The 18,529-nt window shown below is 34.0% G+C and carries 15 protein-coding genes and 1 pseudogene; 4 read left to right on the top strand and 12 right to left on the bottom strand.

Features of this window, described 5'->3' with window-relative positions; all coding sequences use genetic code 11:
- Positions 1 to 3: 3 nt before the first annotated feature.
- The 8 genes and pseudogenes from ABYK33_RS00575 to ABYK33_RS00540 form a co-directional block, all read right to left on the bottom strand.
- Complete coding sequence (locus tag ABYK33_RS00575) at positions 4 to 1,194, bottom strand: ArsS family sensor histidine kinase (protein WP_373030952.1); 1,191 nt, start codon at positions 1,192 to 1,194, stop codon at positions 4 to 6.
- Between the two features lie 159 nt (positions 1,195 to 1,353).
- Complete coding sequence (locus tag ABYK33_RS00570) at positions 1,354 to 2,007, bottom strand: response regulator transcription factor (protein WP_373030951.1); 654 nt, start codon at positions 2,005 to 2,007, stop codon at positions 1,354 to 1,356.
- Positions 2,008 to 2,081: 74 nt separating this feature from the next.
- Entirely contained in the window at positions 2,082 to 2,879 is a 798-nt protein-coding gene (locus ABYK33_RS00565) for a shikimate dehydrogenase (protein WP_373030950.1), read from the bottom strand.
- A gap of 2 nt (positions 2,880 to 2,881) precedes the next feature.
- Positions 2,882 to 4,288: an anthranilate synthase component I family protein gene (locus ABYK33_RS00560; protein ID WP_373030949.1), complete on the bottom strand. Its 1,407-nt coding sequence runs from the start codon at positions 4,286 to 4,288 to the stop codon at positions 2,882 to 2,884.
- Positions 4,289 to 4,294: 6 nt separating this feature from the next.
- The gene (locus ABYK33_RS00555; RefSeq protein WP_373030948.1) at positions 4,295 to 5,212 is read right to left on the bottom strand and encodes an SPOR domain-containing protein; all 918 of its coding nucleotides are present in this window, start codon (positions 5,210 to 5,212) and stop codon (positions 4,295 to 4,297) included.
- Between the two features lie 65 nt (positions 5,213 to 5,277).
- On the bottom strand, positions 5,278 to 5,415 hold the full coding sequence (locus ABYK33_RS00550) for a hypothetical protein (RefSeq protein WP_373030947.1): 138 nt from the start codon (positions 5,413 to 5,415) through the stop codon (positions 5,278 to 5,280).
- Positions 5,416 to 5,589: 174 nt separating this feature from the next.
- Positions 5,590 to 5,766: pseudogene (locus ABYK33_RS00545) on the bottom strand (DUF1882 domain-containing protein); the annotation flags it as partial.
- 15 nt (positions 5,767 to 5,781) lie between these two features.
- Positions 5,782 to 7,032, bottom strand: coding sequence for a serine hydroxymethyltransferase (locus ABYK33_RS00540; protein WP_373030946.1), 1,251 nt, complete (start codon positions 7,030 to 7,032; stop codon positions 5,782 to 5,784).
- A gap of 291 nt (positions 7,033 to 7,323) precedes the next feature.
- Here ABYK33_RS00540 and ABYK33_RS00535 point away from each other — a divergent pair, with 291 nt between their 5' ends.
- The 3 genes from ABYK33_RS00535 to ABYK33_RS00525 all read left to right on the top strand — a co-directional run bounded on the left by ABYK33_RS00535 (position 7,324) and on the right by ABYK33_RS00525 (position 10,551).
- Positions 7,324 to 8,721 carry a CmpA/NrtA family ABC transporter substrate-binding protein gene (locus ABYK33_RS00535; protein WP_373030945.1) on the top strand — a complete coding sequence of 466 codons (1,398 nt, stop codon included), beginning with the start codon at positions 7,324 to 7,326 and terminating at the stop codon, positions 8,719 to 8,721.
- Between the two features lie 223 nt (positions 8,722 to 8,944).
- Positions 8,945 to 9,760, top strand: coding sequence for a nitrate ABC transporter permease (gene ntrB, locus ABYK33_RS00530; RefSeq protein ID WP_373030944.1), 816 nt, complete (start codon positions 8,945 to 8,947; stop codon positions 9,758 to 9,760).
- Positions 9,760 to 10,551 carry an ABC transporter ATP-binding protein gene (locus ABYK33_RS00525; RefSeq protein WP_373030943.1) on the top strand — a complete coding sequence of 264 codons (792 nt, stop codon included), beginning with the start codon at positions 9,760 to 9,762 and terminating at the stop codon, positions 10,549 to 10,551. The genes ntrB and ABYK33_RS00525 overlap by 1 nt, the downstream gene beginning before the upstream one ends.
- Positions 10,552 to 10,669: 118 nt before the next feature.
- Here ABYK33_RS00525 and ABYK33_RS00520 read toward each other — a convergent pair whose 3' ends face one another.
- Together ABYK33_RS00520 and ABYK33_RS00515 are read right to left on the bottom strand one after the other, a co-directional pair.
- Positions 10,670 to 11,599, bottom strand: coding sequence for a hypothetical protein (locus tag ABYK33_RS00520; RefSeq protein ID WP_373030942.1), 930 nt, complete (start codon positions 11,597 to 11,599; stop codon positions 10,670 to 10,672).
- 318 nt (positions 11,600 to 11,917) lie between these two features.
- Entirely contained in the window at positions 11,918 to 12,262 is a 345-nt protein-coding gene (locus ABYK33_RS00515) for a hypothetical protein (RefSeq protein ID WP_373030941.1), read from the bottom strand.
- A 731-nt stretch (positions 12,263 to 12,993) separates the two neighbouring features.
- On the opposite strand from ABYK33_RS00515, the gene ABYK33_RS00510 reads away from it, so the two are divergent.
- Positions 12,994 to 13,260: a hypothetical protein gene (locus ABYK33_RS00510; RefSeq protein WP_373030940.1), complete on the top strand. Its 267-nt coding sequence runs from the start codon at positions 12,994 to 12,996 to the stop codon at positions 13,258 to 13,260.
- Positions 13,261 to 13,365: 105 nt separating this feature from the next.
- On the opposite strand, the gene ABYK33_RS00505 is transcribed toward ABYK33_RS00510, so the two are convergent.
- Both ABYK33_RS00505 and ABYK33_RS00500 read right to left on the bottom strand, forming a co-directional pair.
- On the bottom strand, positions 13,366 to 13,866 hold the full coding sequence (locus tag ABYK33_RS00505; protein ID WP_373030939.1) for a hypothetical protein: 501 nt from the start codon (positions 13,864 to 13,866) through the stop codon (positions 13,366 to 13,368).
- A 203-nt stretch (positions 13,867 to 14,069) separates the two neighbouring features.
- A complete protein-coding gene (locus ABYK33_RS00500; RefSeq protein ID WP_373030938.1) occupies positions 14,070 to 18,347 on the bottom strand; it encodes an NACHT domain-containing NTPase in 4,278 nt (1,425 codons plus the stop codon).
- Positions 18,348 to 18,529 lie beyond the last annotated feature (182 nt).

Genomic DNA, 18,529 nt, shown 5'->3' with positions numbered 1-18,529 from the left:
AATCTATACTATCGTGAAGATGTTTTCTCCATCTTCATGTCGGTACGCTAACTCCATTTGATGAATATCCAAAATACTTTTTACAATATAGAGTCCTAATCCTAAACCTTTTTTAGAGGTATGAAAAGGTTTGAAATAATTTTCTAAAGGCTCTTTTAGCGCTTCCCCTTTATTGATGACCTGTATTTTATTCTCATCTATGATGACGTTAATATGCTTATCTGTACTGTATTTTATACCATTATCAAGCAGGTTTTTGATTACTAGGGTGAAGAGCTCAAAATCAACATCTAAACTATAGTCTTGTTCAATTCTTGTGGTAATGAGACGCTTTGGATTTTCTATCATCAGCATGTCTTCACTGGCTTCAAGTAGATCACTCATCTTGTAAGGTTTTATCGTTAGATCAAAGTTCTTAGAAGTGATCTTTTCGATCTTCGCAAATTCGTCTATCAGAAGATTAAGTCTCTCAAAGATACTGTGCATACGTGCTTTATTTTTCTCATCCTCAAGCATTTCACTAACGAGACGTCCTTTGGCTATGGGTGTCTTCAGCTCATGCATGATAGCCCGTAAAAAGAGTTGACGGGAGTGTAAGAGCTCACGTATCATCGTCACTGCATGATCAAACTCATTAGCCACTTCAGCTATCTCATCTTCCTTGTCACTTTTACACTCGATATTCAAGTTCCCTTGCGAGAAAGTCTGTATCTGACTTTTCAGCTTCGATAGCGGCTGGAAACTTTTCATGATCCATAAATATAAAAGGACGATGAGTAGGAAGACTGCGGAAAAAATAAGCGCACGCTTCAATGGGAACTTCGCTTTATTTTTATTTTCAAGAATGAGTTTGAATCTATCATTGTTAATGATCATGATACGTTTTAAATGAATTGTATCCACAGCATAACGTTTAAGTTGACCTTTTTCTTTAAAGAAACGTTCTATCTGAACAACACGTCCTTTATCAGTAATAAGTGAGACATTCTGAGCATCAAGATACGCTTCATCTATCTTCCCGTGTTTTAAATAATAGGTATAAAGATAGTGTGAAATGGCTTGTTCTTGAGCGACATTCCTTTCTTCTATCATAGCATGATCATATTTGATGGAAAATATAAACAATGCACCCAGTAAAAGTAGTGTAATAGAAAAAACAACTCTGATTTTGCTCCGAAGGGAAGTGATGATCATGATTTATACTTTATGAAGCGACTAGTCGCATGAGCCAACTGCTGACAAGCAACTAAATTGCAGTGCAATCGAGGCACTAAATGCTGAGTCGTAAGTTGACAGAGTGTCAACTTAGTGAAATGGACTTTGTTCATTTTGCGTCCTTTAATACGATGATGATCATACGAGTTTGTAGCCTACACCACGTACCGCCTGTATACGTTTATTGTCTCCCAGTTTCGTACGTATTTTTGAGATAATAACATCTAGGCTTTTTCCTTGTGAGTCTATGCTCATAGTTCCCGCAGTATTGATGATCTGTTCACGTGACTGGGTCATGCCTTGATGTTTGACAAGTAAGGAGAGTACCTCAAACTCAGCAGGGGTTAACGTGAGTGCTTCACCCTTAAAGTAGATGGTGTCTCCCTTAAGTTCAAAATCACTTTTTGGAGTCGCTATCTCACTATTGTTTGATTTTGAATAACGTCTAAGAAGTGAGGTGATACGTGCATACATTTCTTTGGGATCATAAGGCTTAGGCAGGTAGTCATCTGCACCCAGTGCAAACCCTTCTACCTTATCATTGATGTCTGAGCGTGCTGAAGAGATGATAATAGGGATATCGTATTTCTCTACGACTTCTTTACAGACTTCCAGACCATCCATTCCCGGAAGAGTGAGGTCGAGTATGAGTAAGTCATATTTTTTAACACCGGCACTCAGACCCAGATAAGGATCTTCAAAGTTAGTGACTTTAATATCATACTGTGCAAGATACTCAGAGAGTAGCTCTGCAAACTCAGCATCATCCTCAATCATTAAAATATTTATCATGTCTTACCTTATATGTTATCTATATACTCTTATTTTAATGAGAAAAGGTTAATTGAAGTCTAATGAAAGCACCTCTATAGGATAAATGCTTTTTGCATGTGTTTTTTTATTTCCTCAAACGTATATGCATGTTCAGTAAAATATTCAAACGCGATGATACCTTGATAAAGTAACATATCACTTCCATCTTTTGTTGGTTTTTTATATGTCTTTGCAAGTTTTAAAAAAGGTGTTTCTTTCCCATAGATGACATCCACACAAGCCTTTGCTGTAGGTATGACCTCTTGCAGTATTTGAGTAGGAGCAGGGAGTGATTCATCTTCAAGTCCTGCGGAAGTCATGTTGATGATAAGATCATAGGATTGAGGGATGAAACTATCAAAAGTATAGGTTTGAAACCCATTCTCTTTAAAGTAGGTTAATCTACCTGAACTCCTGTTAATGATGCTCACATCATACCCTGCCTCTTTGAGTATGACTGAAGTAGATTTTGCTGTGCAACCCGCACCTAAAAAAAGTACAGTTTTGACATTTTCAAATTCTGAGATGGCTTTTAAAAAACCTGGTGCATCTGTATTGTATCCATAGAGTTTTCCCTCTTTTTCAACGATAGTATTGACTGCTCCCACTTTTTGTGCAAAAGGATCCAATACATCACAGGCATCATAAGCATACTCTTTATGCGGTACAGTAATATTAATACCTTTAAGGCCGAGAGAAAAGAATGTTTTTTTGAGCCTTTCTCCATCTTCAAGTAGGTAACGTGCGTAACATCCGTCAAAATCCAATCCCTGAAAAGAGAGGTTATGCATCAATGGAGATTTGGAGTGAGAGACAGGGTTCCCAAATATGGCAAAGAGTTGTTTGCTCATATTTAGAGTGATTCCATTTCTTTAAGCGTAGCGAGCAGTGCCTCCAGCTTATTTTTTACTTCGAGGTATTCTAATTCCGGTTTCGAGTCTGCAACAACACCGGCACCAGCCTGTAACGTAATACTATCTGGTTTAATGAGTGAAGTACGTATAGCGATAGCCGAGTCCATATTTCCATCAAAAGAGAAGTACCCCACAGAACCGGAGTAGAAACCACGTTTAAGTCCTTCATATTGGGCTATGAGCTTCATTGCTTCTATTTTAGGAGCACCGGTCATGGTTCCTGCTGTAAAGGTGGCAGCAAAGAGATCGAACATATCTTTGTCCTCCTGTAGCATGGCCTCAACATCTGATACCATATGCATCACGTGAGAATATTTCTCCACACGCATCATATCAGTCACTTTCACGGTACCTGTCTGTGCTACACGACCGACATCATTTCGGCCTAAGTCTATAAGCATAAGGTGCTCAGCACACTCTTTAGGGTCATCAAGCATTTCTTGTTCAAGTTCTTTATCTCTTTTAGCATTTTTACCACGTTTTCGTGTCCCTGCGATAGGACGTAGAAGTATTTCACCTTCTGTCAAACGCACCATCACTTCTGGTGAAGAACCACAGATAGAGAACTCTTCATAGTCAAGTAAAAAAAGATAAGGTGAAGGATTTTTAGAACGTAGTATTCTGTAAAAACTCAATGGGTCTATCTTCCCTTTTTGTGTATATCTGTTGGCTAAAAGTATTTGGAATATATCTCCAGAACGTATGTTTTCTTTAGATTCAACGACCAATGCTTTAAAACGCTCTTCATCTATACTGAAACTGCCTTCTCCCTCAAGTTTTACAGCTTTAAGTGGCATAGGAGTACAAGTATTGTTCAAGATCTCTTCAATAGCAGTAATACCATCTTTCATAGAATCATCATTTAAAATCATTGTAAGTTTTGCACTCTTGTGCGAGTACGCAATGATGATCTTAGGACGTACCAGGTCAAGGTCAGGTGTATTGAGTGGATCGAGTAGTTCATCCATACTCTCTTCAAGCACAGGTTCAAAGACCTTTACCATATCATAAGCGATGAAACCGATAAATCCATCTACAAAAGAGAAGCCGACCTCTTGAGCTTTTACTTTATAAGCAGCTTGATCTACACCCTTATAGTAAGCCTTTAAAAAGGTAAAAGGATCTTCTTTTAATATTTTTTTATCACCAGTTTTATCAGTATAGGTGGTTGTCTTATCTTTATAACTGAGGCGTTCTTTTGCACCTATAGTGATGAAAGAAAAGTTACCATCATTGGTATTTACGACACTCTCAAAAAGCATGGTGACTTCATTTGGAAAAATTTCTTTTATTTTTCCATAGAGTGCAACAGGTGTGAGTTGGTCAAAAAGTATTGTTTTATGCATCTTGTCTTACCTTTTTACTACAAAAGCACTTTTGTTGATACGGTCTTTTACATTGACAAGAGCTCGATTGACGGAAGCTCTGTCTTTATAAGGTCCAATCAGTAGTTTTCTAGTGCCATCTGAAGTGCGTTTGATTGTATATTGGAAACCATTATTTTTAATAACGGAAATAAAACGTGAACTAGGGTTTGTTCTGAAAGATCCTACCTGGACATAGTATTTTGTTGTAGATACTGACTTTGGAACAGGTGTGGTAGTTACAGGCGTTACCACAGGTTTAGGTGTTTTTACTACAGCTGTTTTTACTTTTTTAGGTTTAACCGGTTCTTTGATTTGAACAACCTCTTCTGTTTGCTCTTTTTTGATCACTACCGTTGTCTCTTTAATGGTCACTGATTCTTTGGCTGTTTCTTCGGCCTTTCTCTTCTCTTGCATTGCTTTCCAGTATGCTATGTCAGCTGCATCTTTTGCTTCTTTTTCTTTTAGAGTTGGCAATGGCGCTTGAACTATGACTGGTTTTTTTGTTTCAGGAGCAGGTGCTTTGATCTCTTGATCAATTATGTTTGAAAGTACTGGTTCTTTTTTGATCACTACAGCCGGCTCTTCAATGACTACAGGTTTTTTTGTTTCAACTGCAGGTACTGTTAGCTTATTCGCAATAATCTCTGGAAGAGATGGTTCCTCTTTTTCTTTTTGTGGCTTAGGTATTTCTTTTAGTTTCAGTTCTGGAGCTATCAACTCTGTGGTATTTTCTTCAAAAGCAAGGCTGTTTTCATTTGGGGTTTTGAGTAAAATTTTAGTGAGTATAATAGCTACGATCAATACAACAATCGATAATGCGATAATGGTTAAAAAGCTTTTTGTTTTATTGTTTTTAGGTTCGATATTATCGATAATCAGGTCATCAAGATTGTGATCATGCATAGGGGGGAAGTCTCCAGATATTATTTTGAATTGATTATATCATATTTATATATATTATTTAAATTTTAGAGTCTATTATAGGGTAGGGTAACAATGTTATATGCTTCTGGTAGTGCTAATGAAGGCAAACATTTCCATTTTTTCGTCATTTTTTCTTTGAGTGCATCTGAAAGTGTCTGAAGCTGGGCATCTGCCTCTTTCAATGGAAGCTGCCTCACCCTAATAAATACCTGCAATCGTTCAATATCTTTACCTTGATAGATATGATAGTCAGTGAGATTCAGTGTTTTAAAGAGGTGCTTGATAAGATGCTGGAACCTTTTGTGTTCATCACCTTTATATTCGATCAGTAGATAGTTGGTATGGTTGTCTTTCAGTAAGGGGGCTGCGATACTATATTGTCTATTTTGGTGCTGCTCAAACAGCAGAGGTGTCAGTGGTTCATTTATGCGTTCAAACTTAGCATAAAAGGTACGATTGTCAAATTGTATTTGTTCAACAATCGCATTTCTTTTGATGTAATAATGGTCATCAAAAAGATCTAAATCTAAAATTTTTATTTTCAGACCTTAGTAGATAGATTTGTCATAGATAACAAAATCTTGTGCCAGTACTTTCATCTCTTCTTTGATCGTTGCCTGGAGTGCAGCATCATTGATATTGTCAAGTACATCAGCAATTTTGTTTGCGATGAGTTCAAACTCTTTCTCTTTCATCCCTCTGCTTGTAAGTGCAGGAGAACCGATACGTACACCTGAAGTTACAAATGGACTTCTTGTTTCACCCGGAACAGTGTTCATGTTCACCGTGATACCTGCTGCACCAAGCGCAGCATCTGCATCTTTACCGGAGAAATCTTTATCAAGGAATGAAACCAGTACAAGGTGATTATCTGTTCCGCCAGAGACAACATCATATCCTCTTGCAACAAGTACTTCAGCAAGTTTAGAGGCATTAGCTTTTACTTGCTTAGCATGTACTTTCCAAGCGTCACTGAGGTTATGTTTGAATCCAACAGCTTTCGCAGCGATCACATGTACAAGTGGCCCACCTTGGAGTCCAGGGAAGATAGCAGAATTGATCTTTTTTGCAATAGCTTCATCATTTGTCATGATCATACCACCACGAGGTCCAGCAAGTGTTTTATGTGTAGTTGTTGTTACAACATCTGCATAAGGGAATGGACTAGGATGTTCACCTGCACATACCAAACCGGCAATGTGAGCGATATCTGCAAAAAGGATAGCACCTACTTCATCAGCGATATCTCTAAACTTTTTAAAGTCTATCTCTCTTGCATAGGCAGAAGCACCACATACGATGATCTTAGGTTGTACGATCTTAGCGATCTCAAGTACTCTATCATAGTTGATACGGCCATCAAGCTCTACACCATAAGTGAAAGATGAGTAGTTTTTACCAGAGAAACTTGGCTTAGAACCATGTGTCAAGTGACCACCGTGGCTTAAGTCCATTCCGAGTATCTTATCTCCAGCTTTAATGAGTGCAGCATATACAGCTCCATTTGCCTGAGACCCTGAGTGTGGTTGTACATTGGCATAGTTACAGTCAAAAAGTTCACATGCTCTGTCTATAGCAAGTTGCTCAACTACGTCAGCATATTCACATCCACCATAGTATCTCTTATATGGGTAACCTTCAGCATATTTGTTTGTAAATACTGAACCCATCGCTTCCATGACAGCAGGGATAGTAAAGTTCTCAGAGGCGATCATCTCTAAGTGATCTGTTTGTCTTTCTCTCTCATTCTCAATGGCAGCAAAAATTTCTGGGTCAAATGTTTCTATGGCATAACTCATAGGATTTCCTTGTGTGGTTTAATTAGTGTAGTTATAACAAGTTTTCTCTAAAAATGTTATGAAATATTTGAGTGTTTTGGAAAAGATGAAAGCAGAAACAGTTTATATCATATGGAGGTATTTCATATCTACTACTTTCATGGGTAAAACATCAAAAGTGCATTGAAACATATTTTTTATTATGTGTACTTTATCATATATATAATGATTAAAAATTAATCAATAGTTTGTATAAATAATAAAATGCATGGGTTATACTTGCACCATAAAACTATAAAAAGGATTTTTGAAATGGCAAAAACGTTAATAAAAAAAGTATTGAGCTTAGGGTTTGGTTTGAGTATAGCAGCAACTTACTCTATGGGTGCACTTGAGAAAACAGAGATTAAGATAGGATTTATTGCACTCACTGACTGTGCACCTATTGTCGTGGCTAAAGAAAAAGGTTTCTTTAAAAAGTATGGATTGAATGTGCATGTAGCTAAGGAGGGTGGCGGATGGCCAGGGATCCAACAAAAGGTGATCTCTGGAGAATATGATTTTTCTCATGCACTCGCAGGTATGCCAATTGCTGCAACGATAGGGATAAACGGTAATGCTCACCTTCAAGCACTCTTGTCATTGGACTTTAATGGTAATGCGATCACTTATGGTAATAACATTATTAAAGAGATGGAAAAATATGGTTTGGATAAAACAGTAAGACCTGTTTCGGCGGCAAGTTTAAAAAAGTATATCGATGCGAAACATAAAGCCGAAGGTGACGATTATAAACCACTTAGCTTTGGTATGGTTCACCCTGTATCGACACACAATTATGAGTTACGTTACTGGATGGCAGCTTCCGGGATCGTTCCAGATACTGACTGTACGATCAAACCATTCCCACCGCCGACTATGCCTTCAAACCTGATCGCAGGGAATATCGAAGGATATTGTGTGGGTGAACCTTGGAATTCAAGAATCGTACTTAAGGGTAAAGGTTCTGCCCTTGTAACGAATTATGACATATGGAACAATAATCCGGAAAAAGTACTTCAGGCAAGAGCTGATTTTATTGAAAAACACCCAGAGACAACCAAAGCGGTAATGAAAGCGATCATCGAAGCACAAATGTGGCTTGATGCATCATGGGAAAACAGAGAAGAAGCGATCGGGTTCTTGGCTAAAAAGAACTATGTAAAAGCACCAAAAGATGTACTTAGAAAGTCTATGAGTGGTACATTCCTTTATACAAAAGGCGTAGACAGTTCCAACCCTATGTTTAATACATTTGCGAACTATTATGCAGCGTATCCTTTTTACTCACACGGTATGTGGTTTATGACACAGATGTATAGATGGGGACAGATCGATAAACCTATAGATATGAAAAAAGTGATCGAATCTGTGTATAGACCTGACCTGTTTGCTGAAGTGGCTACCGAGGTTGGTTATACACTTCCTCCTTCAGCTTGGAAAAAAGATGGGGTGGATGAGTACAATAAATTCATCGATGGTAAAGTATGGGATCCTAACAAAGCAGTTGAATATATCTTCGATGTTGGAGTAGTAAATTCAAAAGTAAGTGAAGCAGATCTAAAAGCTGCTAATAGATGGGAAGGTAGTTTAAACACTGTTCAACCTGAGTATACATGTCCTTATGGACCAGCTGGATGTGCAGACCCTAAATTTGTGACTAAGCAATAAACGTAAATACAAAGCAGGATGCTTTGTATTTACAAGTGCCTGAGGTGAAAAAACCTCCTTTATGAATGTGAATTTAATCTCATTGTCCCACTTCAGGTACTTGTAAATACAAAGGTGTGAACCCTTAAAAATCTTATATATCCATAGATAAAGCCTATTGTTGAGACCATAGTTATGTCTTTTTATCACAGGGTTTTTAAGAGTTCACATTAAAGGAGAAAAAATGAATTATGAACTTGTAAAAAAAATCGTATTACCACTGTTGGTGTTTATTGCTATATTGGGTGTATGGACCGGTATTGCAAATATAGTGGAAGATTTTCCAACTCCTGCTAATACCTATGTATCAGCTTTTGGTGGTGTGAATGCAGAAGGTGATGAAGTAGAGGGTGTATTGGCTGATCCTTTTTATATAGAAAATGAAGATGACAAAGGTGTTTTCTGGCAGATCTTAGAGTCACTTAAAAGAGTGTTTGGTGGATTTGCTTTGGCACTCATCTTTGGTATTCCCTTGGGTCTTCTTGTGGGTATGAGTAAAAATGCCCAGTATGCTTTTGATCCGTTTATACAGATCTTTAAACCTGTATCACCGTTGGCATGGTTACCATTGTTGCTTTTTATCTTCCAGGATATCAATATGACAGCGATTTCGACGATCTTTATTACGTCTATCTGGCCGATCATTATCAACACGGCTTTAGGTGTGAGATCTGTAAGTGAAGATTATATGAACGTGGCCAAAGTGTTAAGATTTACACCACTTGAAAAAGTGGTACAGATCATCTTGCCAGTAGCCGTACCGTATATCTTTACTGGAATGAGACTCTCACTGGGGATCGCCTGGTTGGTTATCGTTGCAGCTGAGATGTTGACTGGTGGTATCGGTATAGGATTCTGGATTTGGGATGAATACAATAACCTTGCCTATGACAACATTATTATAGGTATTATTTTGGTTGGTTTAGTTGGATTTATTTTAGATGTGATGATGGGTAAAATAGCAGACTTCTTTGATTATACAAAAAAAGGTAGAGCGTAATGAGTGAATTTTTAAGTTTAAAAAATATTGAGAAGAGATTCCCTATTCCTGGGAAAGAAGATTACATCGCGGTGACTGATGTGAATTTGGAAATTAAGAAAAATGAGATCATTTCGATCATCGGACACAGTGGATGCGGTAAATCGACTTTACTTAACATGATCTCCGGGCTTGACAGACAAACTGAAGGAAATATTACCCTTAAAGAACATGAAGTGAAAGGACCCGGACCGGATAGAGCCGTAGTGTTTCAAAACCACTCTTTACTTCCATGGCTTTCTGTGTATGAAAACATCGAGATGGCAGTGAAAAAAGTGATGCCAGAACTTGATCCACCGGAACTGCGTGAGCGTGTGGAAAAATTTGTTTCCATGGTGAATTTGGAGCCTGCGAAAGATAAATTACCGGGTGAGATCTCTGGTGGTATGAAACAACGAGTCGGTATTGCAAGAGCACTTTCCATAGAGCCCGATGTGTTGCTTATGGATGAACCTTTTGGAGCGCTTGACTCCTTAACTAGGGCCAATCTTCAAGAGCATTTGATGCGTATACAGAAAAATGTTGAAAATACGGTGATCATCATTACTCATGATGTAGATGAAGCGGTACTTCTCAGTGATAGAGTGATCATGATGACCAATGGACCTGAAGCGACTATAGGTGAGATTCTGGAAGTGAATTTGACGCGTCCAAGAAACAGAGTTGAACTTCAACATGATCCAGAATATATTAGATGTAGAGAAGCCATCTTGAGTTTTCTTTATGAAAAGTTTGCTAAAGAAGACGAATAACAAACAAACTGTTCTAAGTATTGTGAGATCAATACTTAGAACATATATCATCTTAAATTCATATAATAGAACCCTCTATCAATTAGCTTATAATAGGGTTGATTTTATAGACAATCTTTTATTGATAATTAATCAATTTAGGCATTTCTTTCACTTTTGTACCGGAGACAGACTTCAGTCCCAGAACTTCTTCCGGCGTCATTAGACGTGGAGTATCTTCTTGAAAAAAGAGTTTAAATCCACCTGCAACTTCATTTGCTATTCTGTGCTTATATATACCATTGTAGATGTCTACCTTAAGTTTTGGTGACCCATGTCCGTCAAGATTAAATATCATATCGATATTATCATAGGTTTTGAGGTCATTTTTATTGCTAAGCATTGTATGTCTGAACATATGTACAATGAGCATCTTCTTTCCTTTGATACCATACTGGTTCATGTAGTCAGTCATCGCTGCCTGTACTTCATTGACCTGACTACCTGAAATATGACCAATTTGTTTACCCGGACGTACATCCAATCCACGTACTTCAAATTCCGGATCTATAGCTAAATGTACATTGTCATACTTAAGATACTTCAGCAGTGGTCTGATAGCTTCTAAAGGTGTCATTTTCCCAAGTTGCGTATCGATAAAGACTACTAAACCGTGTTTTTGTCCTGCATCGATATATTCCATCAACTTTTTGTCTGATATATTAATGATATAGTCTTTATCACGCCCGGGATCACCTGCTGCCATACCGTAAATGATGTCAAAGCCGGGAACTATGTTTTGGTTCCCGCTTACTTTTTTATATTCATCCGTTTTAGCTTTAATGATCGGGATAAGCGCATCAATACTGTATTGACCCAGTATACCCATTGATTTTACTCCCGGACGACCATAATAGGCAACGACCATTTCATCTTTTGTAGGCATTTGCTGTGACTTGGCTACATCTTTCATTTGTGCCGATGCTGTTGTTGTAAGTCCCAGTAGTGAAAAGACTATTGATATTGTTATCCCTGCTAAGGTAGAGCCTATTTTTAATCTTTTTTCCATCATTTTTCCTTTATTCTTTAAATGGCAAATTTACTCATGCTGTGGGATGCATTAACCCCTGCAAATGCTAACCAATAATATATTTAATAGTATAACATCTAAGAAGAGGTTTAAAAATCCAAAAACGGCAAATTTTATTATTAAATTGCAAATATTTTTTCTTTTATAAATGCATTAATACTGTCTCAGTAACATAAAATCCAAATTCGCCGTTTCTAAATATCCATTCTTTTTATTCGCAGCTAAAATAGTATAAATATTTTTATGATGTCGAAACAAGTGAATATTGATGAGTATTATGAAAAGAATGAAAGAGTATTACATCTCATTTTCTAATTCACTATGCCTAAAGCCTAAGACAGATACATGATCAATATTTTCTAAAAATTCAATATTGTGTTGATTTGCCCAAGCAACAATCTCTCCATCTAATATAAGAAACTCATCTTCATTACATAGATCATTTCTAATTTCTATTAAATCAAAATCATCTTTTAATGATAAATAAAAGTCACTATGTTCTAAATAAGATTCAAGGTCAAGCAGTGCTGCTACAACCTTGTCGAACTCAGAGTAATTTTTTTTAATCTGTTGAACCCTATGAAGTGAACTTGAGTTTTGTTTATAACCGCATAACCTTAATAATTCATTTGACGTAGTCATTTTAAATCCTTGACATTACAATAGTCTATAACTACTTACATTAAAAAAGTCTTATAAAGAGGAGGAGACTTTTTTACTTTTTGCCACTTCATTAGGAGCCATCTCATTTTATCTACGGTTTGAGTCTCCTAAAAATGCAATACCTTCTACATTAACATTATTGCTTTCATTTGTGGTTCTATATTTATGATTTGATCAATAAAAACCTTATATTATAATATAAGGTTTTTATAACAAGACATTTTTTGATACACTATAACTATGAAATCTATAGTTCAATTAAACAAGTGCTTAATGAGCACGGAGATATTATCAGAATTGTTTACCACTGTGAGGCAGCGATAAATGACAACATGTAGTAAGTGTCATCATATCGGGAAGCCCAAGACAAAGACAAAGATAGGGCGTAAAGTTATCATGCTATCTCTAATGGTTGTCGTCTATCCAGTTTCATTCGTGATACTTTTGCTTATTGGGTCAATATTTGGGATTGATGGCTGCCATGGTACTCCAAATGATGTTTGTCTAGCAGCAACCATGGTATTATCTGCAGTAATAACACTAATTTATATTATTGCAGTGTTATATAAATGCACGCGAAAGATCGAGATTTGTGAGAAGTGTGGTAACCAAACCGAGAAGTGCGTGTGGAAATAACTTTCACTTGTAGAATTATTTCTAGAACCTCTGAAAGAAAGATATAATCCCTCACTTAAAAAATAGGACACAGTATGAATTATCTACATAACTACAAGATCAGGAAAAATATCATGGGCTTTTTGCTCTTGGTAGTAATGGTCTTTGGAACTTATGCTGCATTTGCTGATGCAATTAAAGATGAACTAGGTCAAGAATCTAATAGTTTATGGATCAAGATAGCTCCTTTCGCAGGATATGTAGCATTAGGAGCTATCATCCTGTATATTCCTCTAAACATATTAGATAAGAGACTTTACGAAAAGGCGTTGAAAGAGAATAGAAGCAAAGGCAGTAGCTAAATTCTCCTATGAAAAGTGTAGTCGTTATAGCGGTAGGTTTTTATTATCCATTCATACTGCAACTCCTAAATTCAGGAGAATATCTTTTGTTTGAGAAAAACTCAGCTACAAAGCTTTATTTGCGATTTCATTTAGTATGATATTATTGTTAATTGATGGGAAAATAGTTTTTACTGCATCTTTTAAAGCTTTTCTACGTTGATTTTCTTGGTAATTCTCTCGTACGTAGTTAGCTATATACAATTCTTTTGGTATATCTGTATCCAATGCTTCAAGTATCTTCATTGTACGTTTTATCTTTTCGTCTGTTAAATAGTGTGCTGTCTTAACTACATGCAAAACAATATTATAATGCTCTATTCTCTTTTCAAGTTCTACTTCTAGCTCAGGACTATAGAATAGTTCACTTACAATTTTACATACATGTTCCTCTTTTATATCTACATCAAAGATCCTGTCTATCTCACGCTTTGTAACAAGTATCAGTGATTCAGGTATACTATCCGAACCTTCTTGAAGTGAAGCTCTTACATCATCTACTATATTTTGTGTCTTTTTGTATGCTCTGTCTAATGCTAATTCACTCAGTTCAAAATCAAATGCCATGTATATTAACGCTACCTTTGAAATGGGATTTCTTTATTATAACAAGTTTGTATATGCATTTATATCATCCTGTATACAATTATGATTCTTTTAAAAATAGAAACCTTATAAAGTTATATATTTTATAAGGTTTCCAATTAGAGGTTAAATTAACGTTTGTCTTCAGTAACGCTTCAGTATTCACTACTAGTACTTATTTAATCCTATTCAATAGCTGACTTAGTACTAAATCTTAGTGTGTCACTTATTAAAAATTTGTCTATCAAGTTTAAAATATCTACTTTTTGTTCATCAGATTTAGTTCTTGTATTAAGTTCCAAAATAAACTCAATTAATGGTCTTGATTCATAATATCCAGTCTCTTTTGAAGAATCTATTTTTTGTATAAGCTCTTCCAAAAGTTCAAATATTTTTTCAGCAATATTTGTATCTGCATGATATTCATTTTGAAGATACTCAATAAAACTTTTTACATCTTTCTTTATATGAATAGACGATGCTAAACTTTTTACAAATTCAAAATCATCTTGAATAAAGTTTAATCCATTCATTTTTAGCAAATCAAGTGTATAAAAATAGTCATTGTCTTCATTGTTTTTAAATCTTAGAATAAACTGTTTTGATTTTTCAACTTTTCCTTTGTCTTTTGAACGTATTTCTTGTTCAAAAATTTGACGTAACACTCCATGAATAACTTGGGGGTTTGAATCTATTGCTTCGTTAAGTAGTTTCTCAAAAATCTCATCATCTTCATTTAAATAGTAAAAATATAAATACATTCCCAAATTATTAATGTAGCTTGAATCTTCTCTATCTTTTACAACTTTTGCAAAAGATATACATTTTCTGATATAAACTACCACTTCTTCTTTAGAAACAAATTTATTCATATATAGATAATGAAAATTTTGTAAAGAATAAATTGCAACTTGTCCTATTTCATCTTTTTCAATTAAATCAACCAAGAGCTTTGTAAACAAGGATTTATCAACAGGTTCGATCTTACCTATTGTTCTTAGTAACCCAAATATTACAAAGTCAATATTATTTTCAACAACTTCATTAATTAAAATTAATACTCTCTTTTTTGCATTTTCATCTTCAAATGCATGTTTATAAACTAAAGGCAATAGCTCTGCAAAATCGCCTTCAAAAGAATTTATTGAACTAGACATGTGGTCATGTATAGTTTGAAACTTAGTTGCATCCCTAACTAAACCTTCATATTTTATATCTTTATTAGATTCTAAAATATCTAATAAACTCACATCAAAATTATTTTTACTAATCAAATATTTTATAGCTTTGAGTATAGTTCGTTTTAACCATTTATCATCAATATCTGAATATAAATGAATTATTTGTAATACTTTTTCTTCGTTATAATTTGATGCTATAAGTCCGCTTAATCCAGCAGATAAATAATCTGGATGAATATTTTCAGATTTCAACTGTAATAAAAAATCAAAAAACTTATCTGGATTTTCCGTCACTTCTTTTTCAAATTGCCTATGATGTTCAGTTTTACTACCTCTTAAAAAACTGTTTGTACTATTCCTTGATTTAGTACCATTAAATACTTTCATTGATTGAAGCCAATTACTCAAACTCATTTTTGAGTAAGCATCACTACTTAATGGTGTTCCAACCCAGCCACCATTTGATTTATGAGGTTTTTTAAATTTATACCAAGGGAATTTTCTTTGCAGTTCTTGAAACTCTTTAAAATAACCGAATTTTTTTATATCTTCTATATCAAGTTGAAATAAAAGTTCATATTTTTGTAACCCTTTATATGTTCCGTGACATTTGCCTACATAATAAGTATTTTGCCATTGCGGATTTACTTGGACTATAGTGTTAAAAATTTGTTCCTGCTCTATTTCATCAAAAAGTACAAAGGACTTATTTACTAGTAATGCAAACTCATATCCATTATCGTAAGAGAAATCTAATTCTTCTAAAAGCTTTACATTTGTAAATAAGCTCAATATTTCATTTTTATATTCTTTAGGGTCTTTAGAATATCCAAATATAAGAAATGTAATGAGTGCAAGATAATGAGTGTCTTGATAAGGTTGGGTAAGTTTTAAAAAACTCTCCTTGTCATCTACGGCTAACTGAGATACTTTATCTAGTGTTTTCCTATATAGTCCCCAAGAACTATTATGTAAATCATCAAATTGCCACATTATTGAATCAAAAACTTTATCTGTAATTAAAAATTCTTTTTTAGGGTATTCGTTTTTAAACTTATTACTGATTTTTTGGATTGATTCTAAAAGCCTTTTTAATATATCTATCTCTTTTTGTCCCAATAAAAAATTAAATATTTCATACCAATCATGGTCTAATAACTCTTTTTTATCATGGTCATCTACTTCCTTAATACGATTATTCAAATAATTGAAAAATAAGTTAATTGAGTATTGTTGATCTAGTAGGTAGATTCTCATATAAAGCTTTTTCAAGTCATAGTAATGAATGTCACCTTCATATAATAAACTATTATATTTTTTCAATATTTCGAAACTTGTGTCACTCCAGTTATCTAATCTATTTAAACTATTGATTATTGAAACATTTTTTATTTTCTCTTCACATTTGCAATTATCTAATATGTCAAATATCAAATCTGTTTCTTTATTTACAAAAGTTTCTAATCTATTTTGTAGGTTGTACTTTTTAAAATTTTCAGTATTAAAAAAATCTGCTTCTTTTAAATATATAAGCCAATCAGAAGATATCCAACTCTCAATAAAATACTTTTCATAATCTGCCTTCTCTTTAAAAAGTTGTTGAATAAAAGTGAACTCTTCAACAGTAGGACTTTCTATACTTCCAAGATAAGAGATTAATAGCAGTTTTATATGGAATCTTGTTTCATCTGAATAGAGTATATTTTCAAGTTCAGACAAGTATTTATCCTCATCTGTCCCTCTTAAAAATTGAATAATCTGTTTAAACTGTTCCCTTATGTTTAAGTCTTGAGTAGTTGTTAATATATATTCATACAGAGACATGTCTTTTTGTGCAAAATCCCTTGCAAATACATAATCATAAAAAGTTTGATGAAAAAAAGATATTTTTCTGTTTTCTTCTTTTAGAATACCCCTACTTAATAAAAGAGCAAGTTCATCTTCAAACTCATCCTCAAAATATAACTTAGGAACTTCTATTTTATTTAATTCGTTCATTTTATTAACTATTGACTTTAACACTTCAACAGTATTTCGTCTAAAAGCTTTATCTAAACTCCTATCTTGAATTTTTTGTTCCCAAAACTTATTGTATAAATCTTGTAGAGTTTTGATTGATATACAACTATTATCATTAGGGTATAGCTCAATAAAAATCGAAAGATGTAGCGGTGTTCTTAATAATTCAATTAAAGTGTTATTTAATTTTGTAGATTCTTTAACAAAAGATTTTAATTTATTACTGACATAGTCAAAGTTTAACAGCTGTGTATTTATAATATTTGTATCATCCAAACTTTTAAACAAAGGATCGTTTTTTAAATCATACTCTCTAATAGAAACTATCACTTTCACATTTGCAATATATTTTAACTGTTCTATGAACTCTAAAATTATGTTGATTACTTTTTTATTTGATGACATAGTTAAAGACAGAGCATCAAGTTGATCTATTAATACAATGACTTTCTCTTTTCTTGCTAACTTTTTTATAGAAAGTAAAATATTGTCTACTCCAAAAAAATTGGATAATGACTCTTTACTCTCTATTTCAAATTGATCACTTTTAATACTTAAGTGAACTGTGTTGTTTTCTAGAAGAATACTTTGCATCTTACTTAATATTGCTGTTTTACCGATACCTGCTTTACCTGTTAAAACTAATAATTTATCATCAAAGTTTTCATTATTTATAAAATCAACTAGTTTGTCAATTTCGGGCATATCAATAAAACTTTTTTCTATATAAAAATTCATTGAAGAAAGTAATGTCACAGAATTTTCTTGAAACTTATGTTTAATATCACTTTCTGACAATATATTGTTATGAAATATCTCTGGGTAATACTGTTTTGCTATATTCAAATGCTTTTCAAGTAAACTTTCAATCTCTTCCCAGCTCCATACAATAACTGTAAATCCATATTGGTTAGTTAGGTCTATTGCCTTGTCTTGTAAAACAGTATCTTGCTTGAATGAATTTGCGAAAATAAACGTATCAATACTTTGGAATTCAGTACTAGCTGACTTTACCTCATTTTCAATATCATTTAAAAGTTCTACTTGAATTTTTTTATCTTCTCTAGTAATTATTTTATTTTTACATTGATAAACTATTTGTTTTTCATCTTTTGAAAAAGAGAGTCCATCTATCCCTTTTTGCTTTTGACCTTTTCTTCCATAAACTTGAAATTCAACACCGTATTTTTCAATACTTAGGTCATTAACTAAGGATTCAAATTCTTTTTCATCTTTTAAAGGTAAAAATTGATATTTACTCATGTTGTTCCTTGAATGTCCTATTTATTTTAATATTTTTAGTCTAAGTATTTATTAGAAGAATATAATGTCCTATCACCCTTGGTTTGAAGTATTAGTAGTATAGATAATATGAACTGAGCAACTGCTTGTGTAATAATTTCGAAAATCAAAACCTTATAATCTAACATATTTTATAACGTTTC

Source organism: Sulfurovum sp., from assembly GCF_041562805.1.
Taxonomy (GTDB): Bacteria; Campylobacterota; Campylobacteria; order Campylobacterales; family Sulfurovaceae; genus Sulfurovum.
The sequence above is the reverse complement of the archived record's forward strand: the minus strand, read 5'-3'. Positions and strand labels throughout refer to the sequence as shown.